This window comes from Nocardioides sp. SR21, assembly GCF_022761125.1.
Classification (GTDB): domain Bacteria; phylum Actinomycetota; class Actinomycetes; order Propionibacteriales; family Nocardioidaceae; genus Nocardioides.
This window is the reverse complement of record NZ_JAKWJR010000004.1, coordinates 16,257-31,253: the sequence shown is the minus strand read 5'-3', so window position 1 is coordinate 31,253 and position 14,997 is coordinate 16,257. Positions and strand designations below refer to the sequence as shown.

Below are 14,997 nucleotides of genomic sequence, written 5' to 3'. Positions count from 1 at the left end.
CGGGTGACCTGCCCAATGGCAGGATGCTAGGCATGCCTGGAACCAACCTCACCCGGGACGAGGCCGCCACCCGCGCCGCCCTCCTGGACGTCACGTCGTACTCCATCGAACTGGACCTCACGACGGGCGACAAGACCTTCGGATCGACGACCACGATCGAGTTCACCTCGCGCGAGCCCGGCAGCGAGACGTTCGCCGACCTCGTGGACGCGATCGTCCACGAGATCACGCTGAACGGCGAGCCGCTCGACCCGGCCACGGCGTACGCCGACAGCCGCATCGCGCTGCCCGGCCTGCAGGCCGAGAACGTGCTCGTCGTCCGCGCGGACTGCACCTACTCCCACACCGGTGAGGGCCTGCACCGCTTCGTGGACCCGGCCGACGGCCGCGTCTACCTGTACTCGCAGTTCGAGGTCCCGGACGCCCGCCGCGTCTTCACGACGTTCGAGCAGCCCGACCTCAAGGCGCCGTTCCAGTTCACCGTGACCGCCCCGAGCAGCTGGAAGGTCGTCTCGAACTCCCCCTCGCCGGAGCCCGAGGTCGACGGCGAGAAGGGCGTGTGGCGCTTCGAGCCGACCAAGCGGATGTCGACGTACATCACCGCGATCGTCGCCGGCGAGTACCACGAGGTCCAGCACGTCTACAACGGCAAGCACGGCGACATCCCGCTCGGCCACTACTGCCGCCAGTCGCTCGTCGAGTACCTCGACGTCGACGAGCTCGTGAAGCTCACCAAGCAGAGCTTCGAGTTCTTCGAGGAGCAGTTCGACTACCCGTACCCGTTCGGCAAGTACGACCAGCTCTACGTGCCGGAGTACAACATGGGCGCGATGGAGAACGCCGGCTGCGTGACCCTGCGCGACGAGTACCTCCCCCGCAGCCGCCAGCCGCGCTCGTTCTACGAGTTCCGCGCCTCCGTCATCACCCACGAGATGGCGCACATGTGGTTCGGCGACCTGGTCACCATGAAGTGGTGGGACGACCTCTGGCTGAACGAGTCGTTCGCCGAGTGGGCCTGCTACTTCTGCGAGGCCGAGGCCACCGAGTTCACCGACGCGTGGACCGGCTTCACCAACGCCCGCAAGCAGACCGGCTACCGCGCCGACCAGCTGCCCAGCACCCACCCGATCGCGGCCGACAACGTCGACCTGCACGCGGTCGAGGTCAACTTCGACATGATCACCTACGCCAAGGGGGCGTCGGTGCTCAAGCAGCTCGTCGCCTGGGTCGGCCTGGAGCCGTTCCTCGCCGGCCTGCGCCAGTACTTCAAGGACCACGAGTTCGGCAACGCCGAGTTCGGTGACCTCCTCCTCGCCCTCGAGAAGTCGTCGGGCCGCGAGCTCCAGAGCTGGGCCCAGGAGTGGCTGCAGACCGCCGGCGTGAACACCCTCACCCCGGCGTTCGACCTCGACGGCGACGCCTACTCGTCGTTCACGGTCCGGCAGACCGCGCACCCGGACCACCCGACCCTGCGCCGCCACCGCCTCGGCCTCGGCCTGTACGACGAGGTCGACGGCCGCCTGGTCCGCCGCGACTACCTCGAGATCGACGTGGAGGGCCCGGAGACCGAGGTCCCCGCGCTCGTCGGCGTGAAGCAGCCCGACCTGATGCTGCTCAACGACAACGACCACGCGTTCGCCAAGATCCGTCTCGACGAGCGCTCGCTCGCGACCGTCATCGGCGGGCTCTCCAAGCTCGACGACTCGCTCGCGCGCGCCCTCGTCTGGGGCGCCGCCTGGGACATGACCCGCGACGCCGAGATGGCCGCCACCGACTTCGTCCGCCTGGTGCTGGCGAACATCGGCTCCGAGACCGACTCGTGGGGCGTCACCCGCATCCCGACGTACGCCGCGATGGCCGTCAACGCCTACAGCGCCCCCGAGGGGCGCGCCGCGCTGCGCGCCGAGTGGGAGTCCGGCCTGCGCGACCTGCTGCTCGCCGCCGAGCCGGGCAGCGACCACCAGCTGACGTTCGCCCGGGCGTACGCCGCCGTCGCCCACAGCGACGCCGCCCTCGGTGACGTCGCCGGCCTGCTCGACGGCTCGTTCGTCGTCGACGGCCTCGCGGTCGACCAGGACCTGCGCTGGACGCTGATCACCTCACTGGCCGCCGCCGGCCGCTTCGGCGACACCGAGATCGACGCCGAGCTCGAGAAGGACAACACCATCTCGGGCAAGGAGAAGGCCGCCGCCGCCCGGGTCGCCCAGCCGACCGCGGAGGCGAAGGCCGACGGCTGGCGCGCCATCCTCGACCCCGGCACGCCGAACGAGACCCACCGCGAGACGGTCTTCTCGATCTTCCGCTACGGCCAGGACGAGGTCGTCGCGCCGTACCTCGAGCTCTACCTCGAGGCCGCGGAGACCGTCATCGACAACCTCGGCTTCCACAAGGGCTCCGTCCTCCTCGAGTACGGCTTCCCCAAGGCCCTCGGCTCCGAGGCCCTCGTCGAGCGCGTCGACGCCTGGCTCGCCGACAACGACGCCCCCAAGGGCGCCCTGCGCTACGTCCAGGAAGGCCGCGCCGACGTCCTGCGCGCCCTCGCCGCCCAGAAGCGCGACGCCCAAGGCTGACCGAAGGACAGAAGGGGCCGTGAGCTGCGCAGCAGCTCACGGCCCCTTCTCCCATTTCACGAAGGTGACAACCGAGAACGCGAGCAGCCAACACAGCCGCCGCCGGCGGCACGGGGCAGCGCCGCGGGGAAGCGTGAAACCGAGGCGTGGCGGAGCGAAGCGGAGACACGGCGAGGTAAGCGACCCGTGGCGCAGCCGCGGGGCCGCCGCCGGCGGCGAGGCAGGACGCTCATGCCGGGCGAGGACCGCATCCGGAGCCGCGCCCCCGCGCGGTTACGACTCGGCGTGGAGCGTCTCAGGCGCCCGCGCGTGCTCAGCCAGCTGCTGGATCCCGCGGCGCAAGCCGTCGACCAGGTTGCCCTCGGCGAACGACGCCTGCATCTGGAACGCGGTCAGCTCGACCTCGCGGTCGGTGAGGTTGCGGCGTACGACGCCGCCGGTGACGATCTCGAGGACCCGGGCGTTCGGGTCCACCAGGATCAGGATGCTGCGCGCCGGCGCGACCAGCGAGTTGTGCAGCCGGGTCGCGAACGCGCGCGGCTCGCCGTCGACGCGCCCGACGAACACGCTGAACTCGAAGCGCGAGATCTGCTCGGCCTGACGGATCGCCTCGTCGACCTGGTACCGCTCCGCGGTGTTGAGCTCACCAACGGGCACTTGCGCCACCCGCCTTCGAGTCCTTGTCGTCGGCCGCCGGCAGCTCGGCGGTGCCCTTCGAGGGGCCACCGAACCACTGGTCGGCGGTCGCCTGGCCACCGACCGTGAACCGCTCGCCGCGGATCAGGCTGGGCAGCAGCACGAGCAGCGTGATGACCGCGAACAGCAGGACCGGGATGCCGACGAAGATCAGCGCCGCGTGCACGCCGTCGATCTCGTACGGCGGCTCACCCGTCCAGTTCTCGGGAGTGTCCGCGCCGGCCGGCCCGGCCAGGGCGACGAGACCCACCGTGACGAGGACGGCGGAGGTACGGCGGACGAGGTGAGCGAGCTTCGTGGTCACGGGTGAAGCGTATCGTCCCCGCGCCCCCGAGTTCTTGCCCGGTGCGGTAGACATGGGGCCCATGTTCGGCTTCGACGACGCCACCTGTGAGTCAGGTCACGACATCTGCGAGCAGGTCATGGACTGGACCGACAACCAGACGTTGGCGAACGCCTCCGACGTGCTGATCGGGCGGCCGCTCACGATCGCGATGCTGCTCCTGCTGTTCTTCGTGATCCGCTGGATCCTGAACCGGGTGGTCGACCGCCTGGTGGCCAGCGCCGAGGACGGCATGCTGCCCGACAAGATCAGCCGGTTCGGGTTCCGCGGCAAGGCCGCCCAGCACGCGGAGGCCCGCGACCTGGCCACGGCGACGCGCCGGGTGCAGCGAGCCAAGACGATGGGCGACCTGCTCAAGAGCATCATCACCGGCCTGCTGATCGCGATCTTCGGGACGATGATCCTCAGCGAGCTCGGCGTGAACATCGCGCCGATCATCGCCAGCGCCGGCATCATCGGCATCGCGCTCGGCTTCGGCGCCCAGTCGCTGGTGAAGGACTTCCTGTCCGGCATCTTCATGATCTTCGAGGACCAGTACGGCGTCGGCGACGTGGTCGACGTCGGCGAGGCGAGCGGCACGATCGAGGCGGTCAGCCTGCGGGTCACGCGCCTGCGCGACCTCAACGGCACGGTCTGGTACGTCCCGAACGGCGAGATCCTGCGCGTCGGCAACATGAGCCAGAACTGGTCGCGCGCGGTGGTCGACATCAAGGTCGGCTACCAGGAGGACCTCGCGCGGGTGCAGGCGGTGCTGCGCGACGTCGCCCACGACCTGTGGGACGACGAGGACTTCCGGGGCGTGGTCATCGAGGAGCCCGAGGTCACCGGCGTCGAGCTGTTCGACCCCGACGGCATCACGCTGCGGGTGCTCCTCAAGACCCAGCCGATGGAGCAGTGGGCGATCGCCCGGGCGCTGCGCGAGCGGATCAAGGCCCGCTTCGACCACGAGGGCATCGAGATCGCGATCCCCCAGCAGGTCGTCTGGCAGCGGCAAGCGAAGACGGGCCCCTCCCCCGAGGGGGAAGAGCCCGTCCGCGACTGATGTTGCCGATGCGCTAGCTGGGTCTCGACACGCCGGTCGCGACTTCGTTCCTCAGCCGCGCGGCTCGCTCGACCACCATCAGCGGGTCCGCTGCGCGTCCCCGCTCAGGCCAGCGACGCCTCGAGCTTGATGGTCACGGCGGAGAGCGCCTGGCTGACCGGGCAGCCCTCCTTGGCCGCGGTGGCCGCGGCGACGAAGTCGTCGTTGCTGATGCCCTCGACGACGCCCTTCACGGTCAGCCGGATCTCGGTGATGCCGGTGCCGGGGACGAAGTCGACCGCTGCGCTGGTGTCGAGCGAGGTGGCCGGCGTACCCGCCTTGGCCAGGCCGTTCGACAGGGCCATCGAGAAGCAGGACGAGTGAGCCGCGGCGATCAGCTCCTCGGGGCTGGTCTTGCCGTTCGCCTCCTCGGCGCGCGAGGGCCAGGACACGTCGAACGTGCCGACGCCGGAGGACTCCAGGGTGACCTTGCCGGCGCCCTCGAACAGGGTGCCTTCCCAGTGCGTGGTGGCGTTGCGGGTCGTTGCCATGTGCGGATCACTCCTCGTGCGTTGCTCAACAGGACTTTGCTCTACAGGACTGTGACAGCGAGTCTGGCACGCCGGTGTCAGCCGGCGACCGGCTCCCTTGCAGAATGGACGGGTGACCACGTTCTACGAGGAGATCGGCGGCTTCGAGACCTTCCGGCGGATCGTCGCGAAGTTCTACGAGGGCGTGGCCGAGGACGAGGTGCTGCGGCCGCTCTACCCCGAGGAGGACCTGGGCCCCGCCGAGGAGCGCTTCCTGCTGTTCCTGGTGCAGTACTGGGGCGGGCCGACGACGTACTCCGACAACCGCGGCCACCCGCGGCTGCGGATGCGGCACGCGCCGTTCGCGGTGACCCCGGATGCGAGGGACCGCTGGCTGCTGCACTTCCGTGCCGGGCTCGACGAGGTGCAGCTGACGCCGGAGCAGGACGCGCAGTTCTGGGGCTACGTGACCCACGCCGCACAGTTCATGGTCAACTCTTTCGAGTAGGCGTGTAACGCGGCGGCACGGTCGCGACAGGAGTGGGGTGAACGGGCGGACAACCGCCGCCCCCGGCTCCGGAGGATCCACATGCGCGGGACCACCCACGAGGGGTCCGGGAGCTGACCCCAGGCTGGGCGGTCCCGGAGCCAACAACGTCCCCGGAGTCCGGGACCGTCCTTCTGGGTAGGAGACAGTGGTGAACCTCCGGACACCGATCCCCACACTCGAGCCGGACGACGCCTTCGTCGCTCGGTTGAGCGCGCTCGCCGCCGCTGGAGCGCCGGTCGCCACCGGGCGGCGCTCCCCCGTGAGCGCGTGGCGCGTGACGCTGGCCGCGGCGGGGGTCGCGGCGATCCTGGTCGGAGTGGCCTGGCTCGCGGGCCTCAGCCCCACGGGCAGCCCGCAGCCCGCCCCGGGACCGGCCACCAGTCCGCCGGCGCCCGAGTCGACCACGTCGTCGGGCTCACCGGGGTTCTCGAACCCGGGCACGAGCGGCCCGGGCGCCTTCGACCCAGCGGTGCCGGGGGTTGCGAGCACCGCGTCCACCCAGCCGCCCGCCGGCCAGAGCAGCGGCCAGCACAGCGGCCAGCACAGCGGCCAGCCCGGCCGCCACGCCGGCGAGCCGGGCAAGGGCGCCGGTCACAGCGCGGGCGCCACTCCGGGGCAGGGCGCCGGCAACAGCAACGGCGCCGGAAGCACCAGCGGCAACGCCGGTGGGAACAACGCCGGCGGCAACCCGGACCCCGGCAAGAGCCAGGGCAAGAACAAGGACAAGGACAAGGACCGCGGGCCGAACGCGCACGCCGGGGACCACCCGAACGAGCACGCGACCACGAAGTCCAACAACGGCAACCACTCGCCGCCCGGGCCGAAACCGGACCGCGGACCGAGGAGCCGGGTGGACTAGAAGTGGCCGGGGACGACGAACTCATCACGCTCGCCAAGCGCGGGGACAGCGAGGCTTGGCGGGCGCTGTACCGCGCCCACGCGGGCCGGCTGCTGGTGTGGTTGAGCACCCGCCCGACCGGCGACTCCTCCGAGGGCGCCGACGACCTGGCGGCCCAGGCCTGGCTGACCGCCGCCGAACGCATCCACGGCTTCACCGGGACCTCCGACGACTTCGCGGGCTGGCTGTTCGGCATCGCCCGCAACCACGGCGCGAACACCCGCCGCCGCGGGCAGCGCCGGCAGACGCACCCGACCGACCTGGGCGTGGCCGACGAGCTCGGCACCCTGCCGTCCGTGCCGGGGCCGGAGGCGTCGTACGCCGCCGACGACTGGATCGTGCGAGCGCTGTCCGTGCTCCCGGAGCGCGAGCGCGACGTCGTCGGCTGCCGGGAGGTCGTCGGGCTGGACGTCGCGACGACGGCGGCAGCGCTGGGGATCTCCGCCGTGGCCGTCCGGGTGGCGCACCACCGCGGACTGAAGCGGCTCCGCAGCGTCCTCGACGACGGGCAGGCTCAGGACGGCAGCAGCGCCCGGAGCCTCTCGAGGTAGGGCTCCGGCGGCGCGGTCGAGCGCTGGGTGACCTGGTCGAAGAAGACGATCGTGACCCGGGCGCGGGCCAGCACGGTCTCGCCGTCGACGATCAGCGACTCGATGGTGGCCGAGCGGCTGCCGACGCGGGCGACCCAGCTCCAGGCGTCGTACGGCTCCTGACGGAAGAGGATCGGCACCTTGTAGTCGACGTCGGTCTGGGCGACCACGATCGAGATCGGGTCGAGGCCTTTCCAGACCTCACCGATCAGCCGGATCCGCGCCTCCTGGAGGTACTCGAAGTACTTCACGTTGTTGACGTGCCCGTAGACGTCGACGTCGGAGAACCGGACCTGCACCGGGTAGCGGGTGGCGGTCTCGGGACGGGCGGCCGGGAGCGGGTTCCGGGCGACCTTCTCCTCGGGCTCGAGGTAGGCGCCGAGCGTCTCCCGCTCGACGTCGGTCAGGCGGCGGGGGCGCTCGGTGGCGAAGACGTACGGCGTGAGCACGGTCTTGGCCCGGGCGTACACCACCCGCTCGCCGTCGCGCTCGTGGAAGAGCTCGTAGGCGAGCGTGAACGACGCGATCCGGATCTCGGTCACCCAGCAGTCGATGCTGACCGGGCGGGACCCGAAGTTCAGCGGCGCGAGGTAGCTGACCTCGTGGCGCACCACGACCGCGGCCTCGGCGAGGCCGTCGTCCGGGTCGTCGATGCGGTTCGCGCCGTTCGCACGGAACAGGTCGACGCGGGCCTCCTGGAGGTAGTCCACGTAGACCACGTTGTTGACGTGCCCGAGCAGGTCGAGATCGGCCCAGCGCATCGGGCACTCGTAGGTGTGCCGCACCTGCCCGATCGTGCCAGACCGCGGCAGTGGTGGCGCACCGGTCTCAGCGGGTCGGGCTCAGTGCGACGGGGAGAGCTGGCGGCCGTAGTACGTGCGCAGCGACTCCTGGCGCGAGATCCGCTCGTGCCGGTTCGTGGCGACCGTCTTGGCGATCACGGCGGTGGAGATCAGCGCACCGAGGACGGCGAGGGCGACGACGGTGACCATCGCGGTCATGTCGAGGGTGGTGAGGTTCGAGGAGAGGTCCATGATGAATCCTTTCTACAGATGTAGATTTCTACGTATGTAGAAGGTACGCCCGGTGCCTGCCCGGACGCCAGTCGGAGCGGTAGTGTCCCCCCTCACAACCGGCAGGAGAGATGTGATGGCCGCTAGTCCCCGGCGTCGCCAGCTGCTCGACGCGGCACTCCACGTGATCGCCGACGAGGGCCTGCGTGGGCTCACCCACCGTGCCGTCGACCGCCGAGCCGGCCTCCCCGAGGGCAGCTGCTCGGCCTACCTGCGCACCCGCAGCGCGCTCCAGCAGGCGCTGACCGACCACGTCGCCGCCACCCTGGTCGCCGACGTCGACGAGCTCGCCGAGCGGCTGCGCGACGCCCCGCCGTCCGACGAGGGCGTCGAGGCGGCCCTCGACCTGTTCCTGCGCTGGCTCGACCAGCGCGAGCTCCTCGTCGCCCGGCTGGAGCTGACCATGCTGGCCACCCGCGACGCCGACCTGGCCGCGCGGCTCGCCGTGCACCGGGCCCGGCTCGTCGAGCTGGTCGACGCGATCATGGGCTCGCTCGGCAAGGAGCACAGCCGCGAGCGGGCCGAGGCGCTGGTGGCGTCGTACGACGGAGCGCTGATCGCGGCGCTCCTCAAGCCGCCCGCGGAGCGTCGCGAGTTCCTGACGCAGACCCTGGAGCTGCTCAGCAGCTCGCTGGCCGGCCCCGGCGAAGGGTGACGTACGCCTCGCCCGCAGAACTAGAACACGGTCTAGTCTTGGCGCTCCGAGCAGTCCCCCAGCGAATGGAGTCCCCATGCCCGAGGCAGTCATCGTCAGTGCCGCCCGGTCCCCCATCGGCCGGGCCAACAAGGGCTCGCTGAAGGACTTCCGGCCCGACGACCTGAGCGCGCTGATCATCAAGGCCGCTCTCGACAAGGTCGACGGCCTCGACCCGAACACCGTCGACGACCTCTACCTCGGCTGCGGCCTGCCCGGCGGCGAGTCCGGCAACAACATGGCGCGCATCGTGAACGTGCTCAACGGCATGGACCTGGTGCCCGGCGCGACGATCACCCGCTACTGCGCGTCGTCGGTGCAGACCACGCGGATGGCGTTCCACGCGATCAAGGCCGGCGAGGGCGACATCTTCATCTCCGCCGGCGTCGAGACGGTGTCCCGCTTCGCCAAGGGCACCTCCGACCACTGGCCCGACACCAAGAACCACCGGTACGACGACGCGATGGCGCGTACCGAGAAGATGGCCGAGGGCGGCATCGACTGGCACGACCCGCGCGAGGACGGCCAGCTGCCGGACGCCTACATCGCGATGGGCCAGACCGCCGAGAACGTCGCCCGGCTGCGCGGCCTGTCGCGCCAGGAGCTCGACGAGTTCGGCGTGCGCTCGCAGAACCTCGCCGAGAAGGCGATCAACGACGGCTTCTGGGCGCGCGAGATCACTTCGGTCACCACGCCCGACGGCGTCGTCGTGAGCGCGGACGACGGCCCGCGGGCCGGCGTCACCTACGACGGCATCAAGGACCTCAAGCCGGTGTTCCGTCCCGACGGCGTCGTGACCGCCGGCAACTGCTGCGCGCTGAACGACGGCGCCGCCGCGGTCGTCATCATGTCCGACACCAAGGCCGCCGAGCTGGGCGCGAAGCCGCTCGCCCGGATCGTCGCCACCGGCGTGTCCGGCCTCTCCCCCGAGATCATGGGCCTCGGCCCGGTCGAGGCGACCAAGCGCGCGCTGGCCAACGCCAAGATGAGCATCGGCGACATCGACCTGGTCGAGATCAACGAGGCGTTCGCGGCGCAGGTGGTGCCGTCGTACCAGGACCTCGGCATCGACATCGACCGGCTCAACGTCAACGGCGGCGCGATCGCGGTCGGCCACCCGTTCGGCATGACCGGGGCTCGGCTGCAGAACACCATGCTCAACTCGCTCGACTGGCACGACAAGTCCACCGGCCTGATCACCATGTGCGTGGGTGGCGGCCAGGGCATGGCGCTGATCCTGGAGCGGGTCTAGCGCTAGCGAAGCGACCGCGAGACCCGCTGATGGTGATCGAGCGAGGTGCGCGACCGAGGCACGAGGTCGCGACCACCGTGTCGAGATCCAGGGTGTAACACGTCCTACACTGCCGAGGTGACCGAGACCCCGGGGACGACGGAGACAAGGTGGCTCGACGAGGACGAGCAGAACTCGTGGCGTGCGCTGATGATCGGCATGACGCTGCTGCTCGACCGCCTCGACGACGACCTGCACCGCTCGTGCAACCTGTCGCTCGTGGAGTACGAGATCCTGGTCCGGCTGTCGGAGCGTGACGATCGGCAGATGCGGATGGCCCAGCTCGCGGACGCGCTCGCGCACAGCCGCAGCCGGGTCACTCACACCGTGGCCCGGATGGAGCGCTCCGGCCTCGTGGAGCGCACCAGCTCCCCCGAGGACGGCCGCGGCGTGGTCGCCACCCTCACCGACGCCGGCTACGACCTGCTGATCCGGATGGCGCCCGTGCACGTGGGCGGGGTGCGCAAGAACCTCGTCGACCTGGTCAGCCCCGAGGACTTCCGCGCACTCGGCCGGGTCATGGACGCCGTCACCGACCACCTGGCCGCCGGACACCCCGAGATGGACATCCGGGTGAGGGACGCGTAGCGGACCCCACGACGCTGGTCGAGCGAGGCGACCGGCGTGACGAGATCCGGTGAGACGACGAAGGACGGCGACCCATGGGGTCGCCGTCCTTCGTCAGTCACGGGGTCTCGACGAGCGCGACCACCGGCCTCGCGTCAGTCGCGCGTGAGCCGCCGGTGGGTGACCCGGTGCGGCCGGGCCGCCTCGATGCCGAGGCGCTCGATCTTGTTCTCCTCGTAGGACGCGAAGTTGCCCTCGAACCAGAACCACTTGGCCGAGTCCTCGTCGTCGCCCTCCCAGGCGAGGATGTGGGTGGCGACGCGGTCGAGGAACCACCGGTCGTGCGAGGTGACCACCGCGCAGCCCGGGAAGTCGAGGATCGCGTCCTCGAGCGAGGACAGGGTCTCGACGTCGAGGTCGTTGGTGGGCTCGTCGAGGAGCAGCAGGTTGCCGCCCATCTTGAGCGTCAGCGCCAGGTTGAGACGGTTGCGCTCGCCGCCGGAGAGGACGCCGGCCTTCTTCTGCTGGTCGGGGCCCTTGAAGCCGAACGACGCGACGTAGGCGCGGGAGTTCATCTCGAAGTTGGCGACCTTGATGAAGTCGAGCCCGTCGGACACGACCTCCCAGACGTTCTTGTTCGGGTCGATGCCGCCGCGGCTCTGGTCGACGTACGACAGCTTCACGGTCTGGCCGACGTTGAGCTCGCCGGAGTCCGGGGTCTCGGTGCCGGTGATCATCCGGAACAGCGTGGTCTTGCCGACGCCGTTCGGGCCGATGACGCCGACGATGCCGGCGCGCGGGAGGCTGAACGTGAGGTCGTTCATGAGGGTGCGTCCCTCGAAGCCCTTGGTGAGGCCCTTGGCCTCGAGGACGACGTCACCGAGCCGCGGACCCGCCGGGATGTTGATCTCGGAGGTGTCGATCTTGCGGGCGCGGTCGGCCTCGGCCGCCATCTCCTCGTAGCGGGCCAGACGCGACTTGCTCTTGGTCTGGCGTGCCTTGGCGTTGGAGCGGACCCACTCGAGCTCCTTCTCCAGCATCTTGGCGCGCTTGGCGTCCTTCTGCCCCTCGATCTTGAGACGTTCCTTCTTGGTCTCGAGGTAGGTCGAGTAGTTGCCCTCGTAGGGGTGCGTCTGGCCACGGTCGAGCTCGAGGATCCACTCGGCGACGTTGTCGAGGAAGTACCGGTCGTGGGTGATCGCGAGCACGGCGCCCGGGTAGTCCTTGAGGTGACCCTCCAGCCACTGGACCGACTCCGCGTCCAGGTGGTTGGTGGGCTCGTCGAGGAGCAGCAGGTCGGGCTGCTGGAGCAGCAGCTTGCAGAGCGCGACCCGGCGGCGCTCACCACCGGAGAGGTTGTCGACGATCGCGTCGGCCGGCGGGCAGCGCAGCGCGTCCATGGCCTGGTCGAGGCGGCTGTCGAGGTCCCAGACGTTCGCCGCGTCGAGCTCGGTCTGCAGGTCGCCGGCCTCGGCCGCGACCTTGTCCTGGTCGGCGTCCGGGTCGCCCATCAGCATGTACAGCTCGTCGAGCCGGGCCATCTTGCCCTTGATCTCGGCGACGGCCTCCTCGACGTTCTCGAGCACCGTCTTGCCCTCGGTCAGCGGGGGCTCCTGCTGCAGCATCCCGACGGTCGCGTCGGGGTCGAGGATCGCGTCGCCGTTGTTGGCGTGGTCGAGCCCCGCCATGATCTTGAGCAGCGAGGACTTGCCCGTGCCGTTCGGGCCGACGACGCCGATCTTCGCTCCGTGCAGGAACGACAGCGTCACGTTGTCGAGGACGACCTTGTCGCCGTGGGCCTTACGCACATTGCGCAGGGTGAACACATACTCCGCCATGGTCCCCGAGCCTACGGGGCAACGGCCCTCGGAGTCGTATCGGGGGGACGGCCCGGACTCTCGTCAGGCGGCCACCTCCGCCTGCTCCGGCTTCGGCGTACGGGTGAAGGCGCTGGTGCCCCGGCTCAGGTCGTGTCCGAGGTGGGTCGCCTCGACCTCGAAGACTGCGACCTCCACGTCCTCCTTGTTGACGTAGGTGCGCACCTGGAGCCGGCCGGTCACCACCACCGGGTCACCGCGGTGCAGCGAGCCGGCGGCGTTCTCCGCCAGGGAGCGCCAGGCGTTGACGGTGTACCACTGGGTGACGCCGTCGGACCAGTTCTCCGTGCGCCGGTTGAACCGGCGCGGGGTGCAGGCGAGCCGGAAGCTGGCGACCGGGACGTCGCCGGCGCGGCGCAGGTCGACGTCGCTCCCGAGCCAGCCCTGCAGCGTGATGGTCGTGTCGTTCATGGAGGTCTCCTTGCCTCGATCGGGTGGACACACCGAGGCTCGGCGCCGGCGCCGACAGTCCTGCTGTCGGCGCCGGCAGCCTGTGGAGCACCGCGTCGGAAGCGACGCTGTGCAAGGAAACCGGTTCGGGGCGGACCCCCGTGCGGATCAGGTCCGGAACGTCGAGACCGTGGTCCGCAGGTCGGCGGCCATCCGGGACAGCTCGTCCACGGCGGAGTTCGTCTGGGTGACCGCCTGCGTGGTGGTCTCGGCCGCCCCGGCCACACCGGAGATGTTCATCGCGATCTCGCCCGAGCCGGTCGAGGCCTCGGCGACGTTGCGCGCCATCTCGTTGGTGGTCGCGGTCTGCTCCTCGACCGCCGAGGCGATCGTGAGCTGGTAGTCGTTGATCGACGAGATGATCGTGGAGATCTCACCGATGGCGTTCACCGCGCCGGTGGTGTCGGACTGGATCGCCTCGACCCGGCGGGCGATGTCCTCGGTCGCCCGCGCGGTCTCCTGAGCGAGCTCCTTGACCTCGTTCGCCACGACCGCGAAGCCCTTGCCTGCCTCACCGGCACGCGCGGCCTCGATGGTCGCGTTCAGCGCGAGCAGGTTGGTCTGCTCGGCGATCGAGGTGATCACCTTGACGACGTTGCCGATCTCCTGCGAGCTCGCGCCCAGCTTGGCGACGGACTCGTTGGTGGTCTCGACGATCCCGACGGCCTGGGCGGCGACGCGGGCGGCGTCGTTCGCGGAGCCGGCGATCTCGCGGATCGAGGCACCCATCTGCTCGGCGCCGGCGGCGACGGTCTGCACGTTGCGCGACACCTCCTCCGCGGCGGCGGACACGACACCGGCCTGGACCGAGGTCTCCTCGGCACCGGCAGCGATCTGCTGCGACGAGGCCGCGAGCTCCTCCGAGGCGGCAGCCACCGCGTCCGAGGACCCCATCACGGTGCCGATCAGGCCGCGCAGCTTGGCGGTCGCCTCGTCGAGCGCGTCGCCGAGCCGGCCGACCTCGTCACGCGAGTCGAGGTCCGCGCTGCGGGTGAGGTCGCCGTCGGCGAGGGACTCGGCGACGGACTTCACCTTCGCGATCCGGCGGGCGAGCGCCGTGGCGACCCACCAGCCGAGCGCGACCGACACGAGCGTGCCGATGACGAGGAGCAGGATCGCGGTGAGCCGGTTGGACTCGTAGCTGCTCTTGACCGCGGCCGCCGCATCGGCCGCGTTGTCGGCCTCCTTGTCCGTGAGCCAGTCGAACTGCTCGGCCATGGCGTCGGTGAACGGCCTGGCCTGCTCGTTGTTCGCCGCCCACCAGAGGTCGGTCTGCTCCTTGTCTGCCAGAGGGACGAGCACGTCCTGCTGGACTCCCAGGTAACCGGCGATGTTCGTCATCAGGTCGGCGAGGTGCCGGGCCTGCTCGGACGAGACTCCGGTCGCGGTGTACGCGTCGGCGAGCTCCACGGCGGCGGCGTGGGCCTCCGTCATCTTCTGGGCCGCGTCGACCCGCTCGTCGTGAGTCGGGGCCAGCGCAACGCTGCGCGCCTGGATCCGCATGTCACCGACCGCCACCTGCAGGTCGCCGAGCATGTCGGCGCCCTTGACGTTCGACGAGTAGATCAGGTCGGCCTGGTCGGCCGAGTCGCTGAGCGAGACCAGGCCCATCACACCGACGGACACGGAGACGACGGCGCCGACCGCCACCGCAGAGAGGACCTTGGGGCGCACCCCGAGGTCGTTGAAGCGACGCAGCGGCCGGAACCGGCCGGGTCGCGACGTACCGGCGGTCGTCTCCGGGGAGACGTCCAGGGGAGAGCTCATGCGGGGTGGTCCTTAGGCTGAAGGTCGAAGACGTTGATCGCCCCATCGGCCGTCCCGCCGAGAACCTGAACCCGCGCTGA

16 protein-coding genes are annotated in these 14,997 nt (G+C 70.4%); 8 read left to right on the top strand and 8 right to left on the bottom strand.

Annotation, left to right across the window (positions count from 1 at the left end; translation table 11 throughout):
* Positions 1-32 precede the first annotated feature (32 nt).
* Positions 33-2,570, top strand: a complete 2,538-nt coding sequence (pepN, locus tag MJ604_RS08500; protein WP_243057902.1) for an aminopeptidase N — start codon at positions 33-35, stop codon at positions 2,568-2,570.
* Positions 2,571-2,843: 273 nt separating this feature from the next.
* On the opposite strand, the gene MJ604_RS08495 is transcribed toward pepN, so the two are convergent.
* The gene (locus MJ604_RS08495; protein ID WP_243057901.1) at positions 2,844-3,227 is read right to left on the bottom strand and encodes a DUF5130 family protein; all 384 of its coding nucleotides are present in this window, start codon (positions 3,225-3,227) and stop codon (positions 2,844-2,846) included.
* Positions 3,214-3,570 carry a hypothetical protein gene (locus MJ604_RS08490; protein ID WP_243057900.1) on the bottom strand — a complete coding sequence of 119 codons (357 nt, stop codon included), beginning with the start codon at positions 3,568-3,570 and terminating at the stop codon, positions 3,214-3,216. Before MJ604_RS08490 ends, MJ604_RS08495 begins: the two co-directional genes overlap by 14 nt.
* A 61-nt stretch (positions 3,571-3,631) precedes the next feature.
* On the opposite strand from MJ604_RS08490, the gene MJ604_RS08485 reads away from it, so the two are divergent.
* On the top strand, positions 3,632-4,651 hold the full coding sequence (locus tag MJ604_RS08485; protein WP_243057899.1) for a mechanosensitive ion channel family protein: 1,020 nt from the start codon (positions 3,632-3,634) through the stop codon (positions 4,649-4,651).
* A gap of 104 nt (positions 4,652-4,755) precedes the next feature.
* Here MJ604_RS08485 and MJ604_RS08480 read toward each other — a convergent pair whose 3' ends face one another.
* Positions 4,756-5,181, bottom strand: coding sequence for an OsmC family peroxiredoxin (locus MJ604_RS08480; protein ID WP_243057898.1), 426 nt, complete (start codon positions 5,179-5,181; stop codon positions 4,756-4,758).
* 112 nt (positions 5,182-5,293) lie between these two features.
* Here MJ604_RS08480 and MJ604_RS08475 point away from each other — a divergent pair, with 112 nt between their 5' ends.
* The 3 genes from MJ604_RS08475 (at position 5,294) to MJ604_RS24205 (ending at position 7,159) form a co-directional block, all read left to right on the top strand.
* Positions 5,294-5,668 carry a globin gene (locus MJ604_RS08475; protein ID WP_243057897.1) on the top strand — a complete coding sequence of 125 codons (375 nt, stop codon included), beginning with the start codon at positions 5,294-5,296 and terminating at the stop codon, positions 5,666-5,668.
* Positions 5,669-5,858: 190 nt separating this feature from the next.
* The gene (locus tag MJ604_RS24210; protein WP_243057896.1) at positions 5,859-6,569 is read left to right on the top strand and encodes a hypothetical protein; all 711 of its coding nucleotides are present in this window, start codon (positions 5,859-5,861) and stop codon (positions 6,567-6,569) included.
* A gap of 2 nt (positions 6,570-6,571) precedes the next feature.
* Positions 6,572-7,159, top strand: coding sequence for an RNA polymerase sigma factor (locus tag MJ604_RS24205; RefSeq protein WP_243057895.1), 588 nt, complete (start codon positions 6,572-6,574; stop codon positions 7,157-7,159).
* On the opposite strand, the gene MJ604_RS08460 is transcribed toward MJ604_RS24205, so the two are convergent.
* Positions 7,123-7,983, bottom strand: coding sequence for a thioesterase family protein (locus tag MJ604_RS08460; protein WP_243057894.1), 861 nt, complete (start codon positions 7,981-7,983; stop codon positions 7,123-7,125). The two genes, MJ604_RS24205 and MJ604_RS08460, sit on opposite strands and share 37 nt — an antisense overlap.
* A gap of 57 nt (positions 7,984-8,040) precedes the next feature.
* Positions 8,041-8,232: a hypothetical protein gene (locus tag MJ604_RS08455; RefSeq protein WP_243057893.1), complete on the bottom strand. Its 192-nt coding sequence runs from the start codon at positions 8,230-8,232 to the stop codon at positions 8,041-8,043.
* Positions 8,233-8,347: 115 nt separating this feature from the next.
* On the opposite strand from MJ604_RS08455, the gene MJ604_RS08450 reads away from it, so the two are divergent.
* The 3 genes from MJ604_RS08450 (at position 8,348) to MJ604_RS08440 (ending at position 10,844) form a co-directional block, all read left to right on the top strand.
* The gene (locus tag MJ604_RS08450) at positions 8,348-8,926 is read left to right on the top strand and encodes a TetR/AcrR family transcriptional regulator (protein WP_243057892.1); all 579 of its coding nucleotides are present in this window, start codon (positions 8,348-8,350) and stop codon (positions 8,924-8,926) included.
* 76 nt (positions 8,927-9,002) lie between these two features.
* Positions 9,003-10,217, top strand: coding sequence for an acetyl-CoA C-acetyltransferase (locus tag MJ604_RS08445; RefSeq protein WP_243057891.1), 1,215 nt, complete (start codon positions 9,003-9,005; stop codon positions 10,215-10,217).
* A 117-nt stretch (positions 10,218-10,334) separates the two neighbouring features.
* Entirely contained in the window at positions 10,335-10,844 is a 510-nt protein-coding gene (locus tag MJ604_RS08440) for a MarR family winged helix-turn-helix transcriptional regulator (protein ID WP_243057890.1), read from the top strand.
* A 134-nt stretch (positions 10,845-10,978) separates the two neighbouring features.
* Here the strand turns inward: MJ604_RS08440 and ettA are convergent, their stop codons facing one another.
* From ettA to MJ604_RS08425, 3 genes are all read right to left on the bottom strand, one after another.
* Entirely contained in the window at positions 10,979-12,661 is a 1,683-nt protein-coding gene (gene ettA / locus MJ604_RS08435; protein WP_243057889.1) for an energy-dependent translational throttle protein EttA, read from the bottom strand.
* 63 nt (positions 12,662-12,724) lie between these two features.
* Positions 12,725-13,111, bottom strand: a complete 387-nt coding sequence (locus tag MJ604_RS08430) for a single-stranded DNA-binding protein (RefSeq protein WP_243057888.1) — start codon at positions 13,109-13,111, stop codon at positions 12,725-12,727.
* A gap of 147 nt (positions 13,112-13,258) precedes the next feature.
* Positions 13,259-14,917 (bottom strand): methyl-accepting chemotaxis protein, encoded by a 1,659-nt coding sequence (locus tag MJ604_RS08425; protein WP_243057887.1) that lies wholly within the window; start codon positions 14,915-14,917, stop codon positions 13,259-13,261.
* Between the last annotated feature and the right edge of the window lie 80 nt (positions 14,918-14,997).

What these genes read in the sequence shown, in the direction of transcription:
- pepN (WP_243057902.1), top strand. Translation starts at nt 33, where the DNA reads ATGCCTGGAACCAACCTCACCCGGGACGAGGCCGCCACCCGCGCCGCC.
- MJ604_RS08485 (WP_243057899.1), top strand. Translation starts at nt 3,632, where the DNA reads ATGTTCGGCTTCGACGACGCCACCTGTGAGTCAGGTCACGACATCTGC.
- MJ604_RS08480 (WP_243057898.1), bottom strand. Translation starts at nt 5,181, where the DNA reads ATGGCAACGACCCGCAACGCCACCACGCACTGGGAAGGCACCCTGTTC.
- MJ604_RS08455 (WP_243057893.1), bottom strand. Translation starts at nt 8,232, where the DNA reads ATGGACCTCTCCTCGAACCTCACCACCCTCGACATGACCGCGATGGTC.
- MJ604_RS08450 (WP_243057892.1), top strand. Translation starts at nt 8,348, where the DNA reads ATGGCCGCTAGTCCCCGGCGTCGCCAGCTGCTCGACGCGGCACTCCAC.
- MJ604_RS08445 (WP_243057891.1), top strand. Translation starts at nt 9,003, where the DNA reads ATGCCCGAGGCAGTCATCGTCAGTGCCGCCCGGTCCCCCATCGGCCGG.
- ettA (WP_243057889.1), bottom strand. Translation starts at nt 12,661, where the DNA reads ATGGCGGAGTATGTGTTCACCCTGCGCAATGTGCGTAAGGCCCACGGC.
- MJ604_RS08430 (WP_243057888.1), bottom strand. Translation starts at nt 13,111, where the DNA reads ATGAACGACACGACCATCACGCTGCAGGGCTGGCTCGGGAGCGACGTC.
- MJ604_RS08425 (WP_243057887.1), bottom strand. Translation starts at nt 14,917, where the DNA reads ATGAGCTCTCCCCTGGACGTCTCCCCGGAGACGACCGCCGGTACGTCG.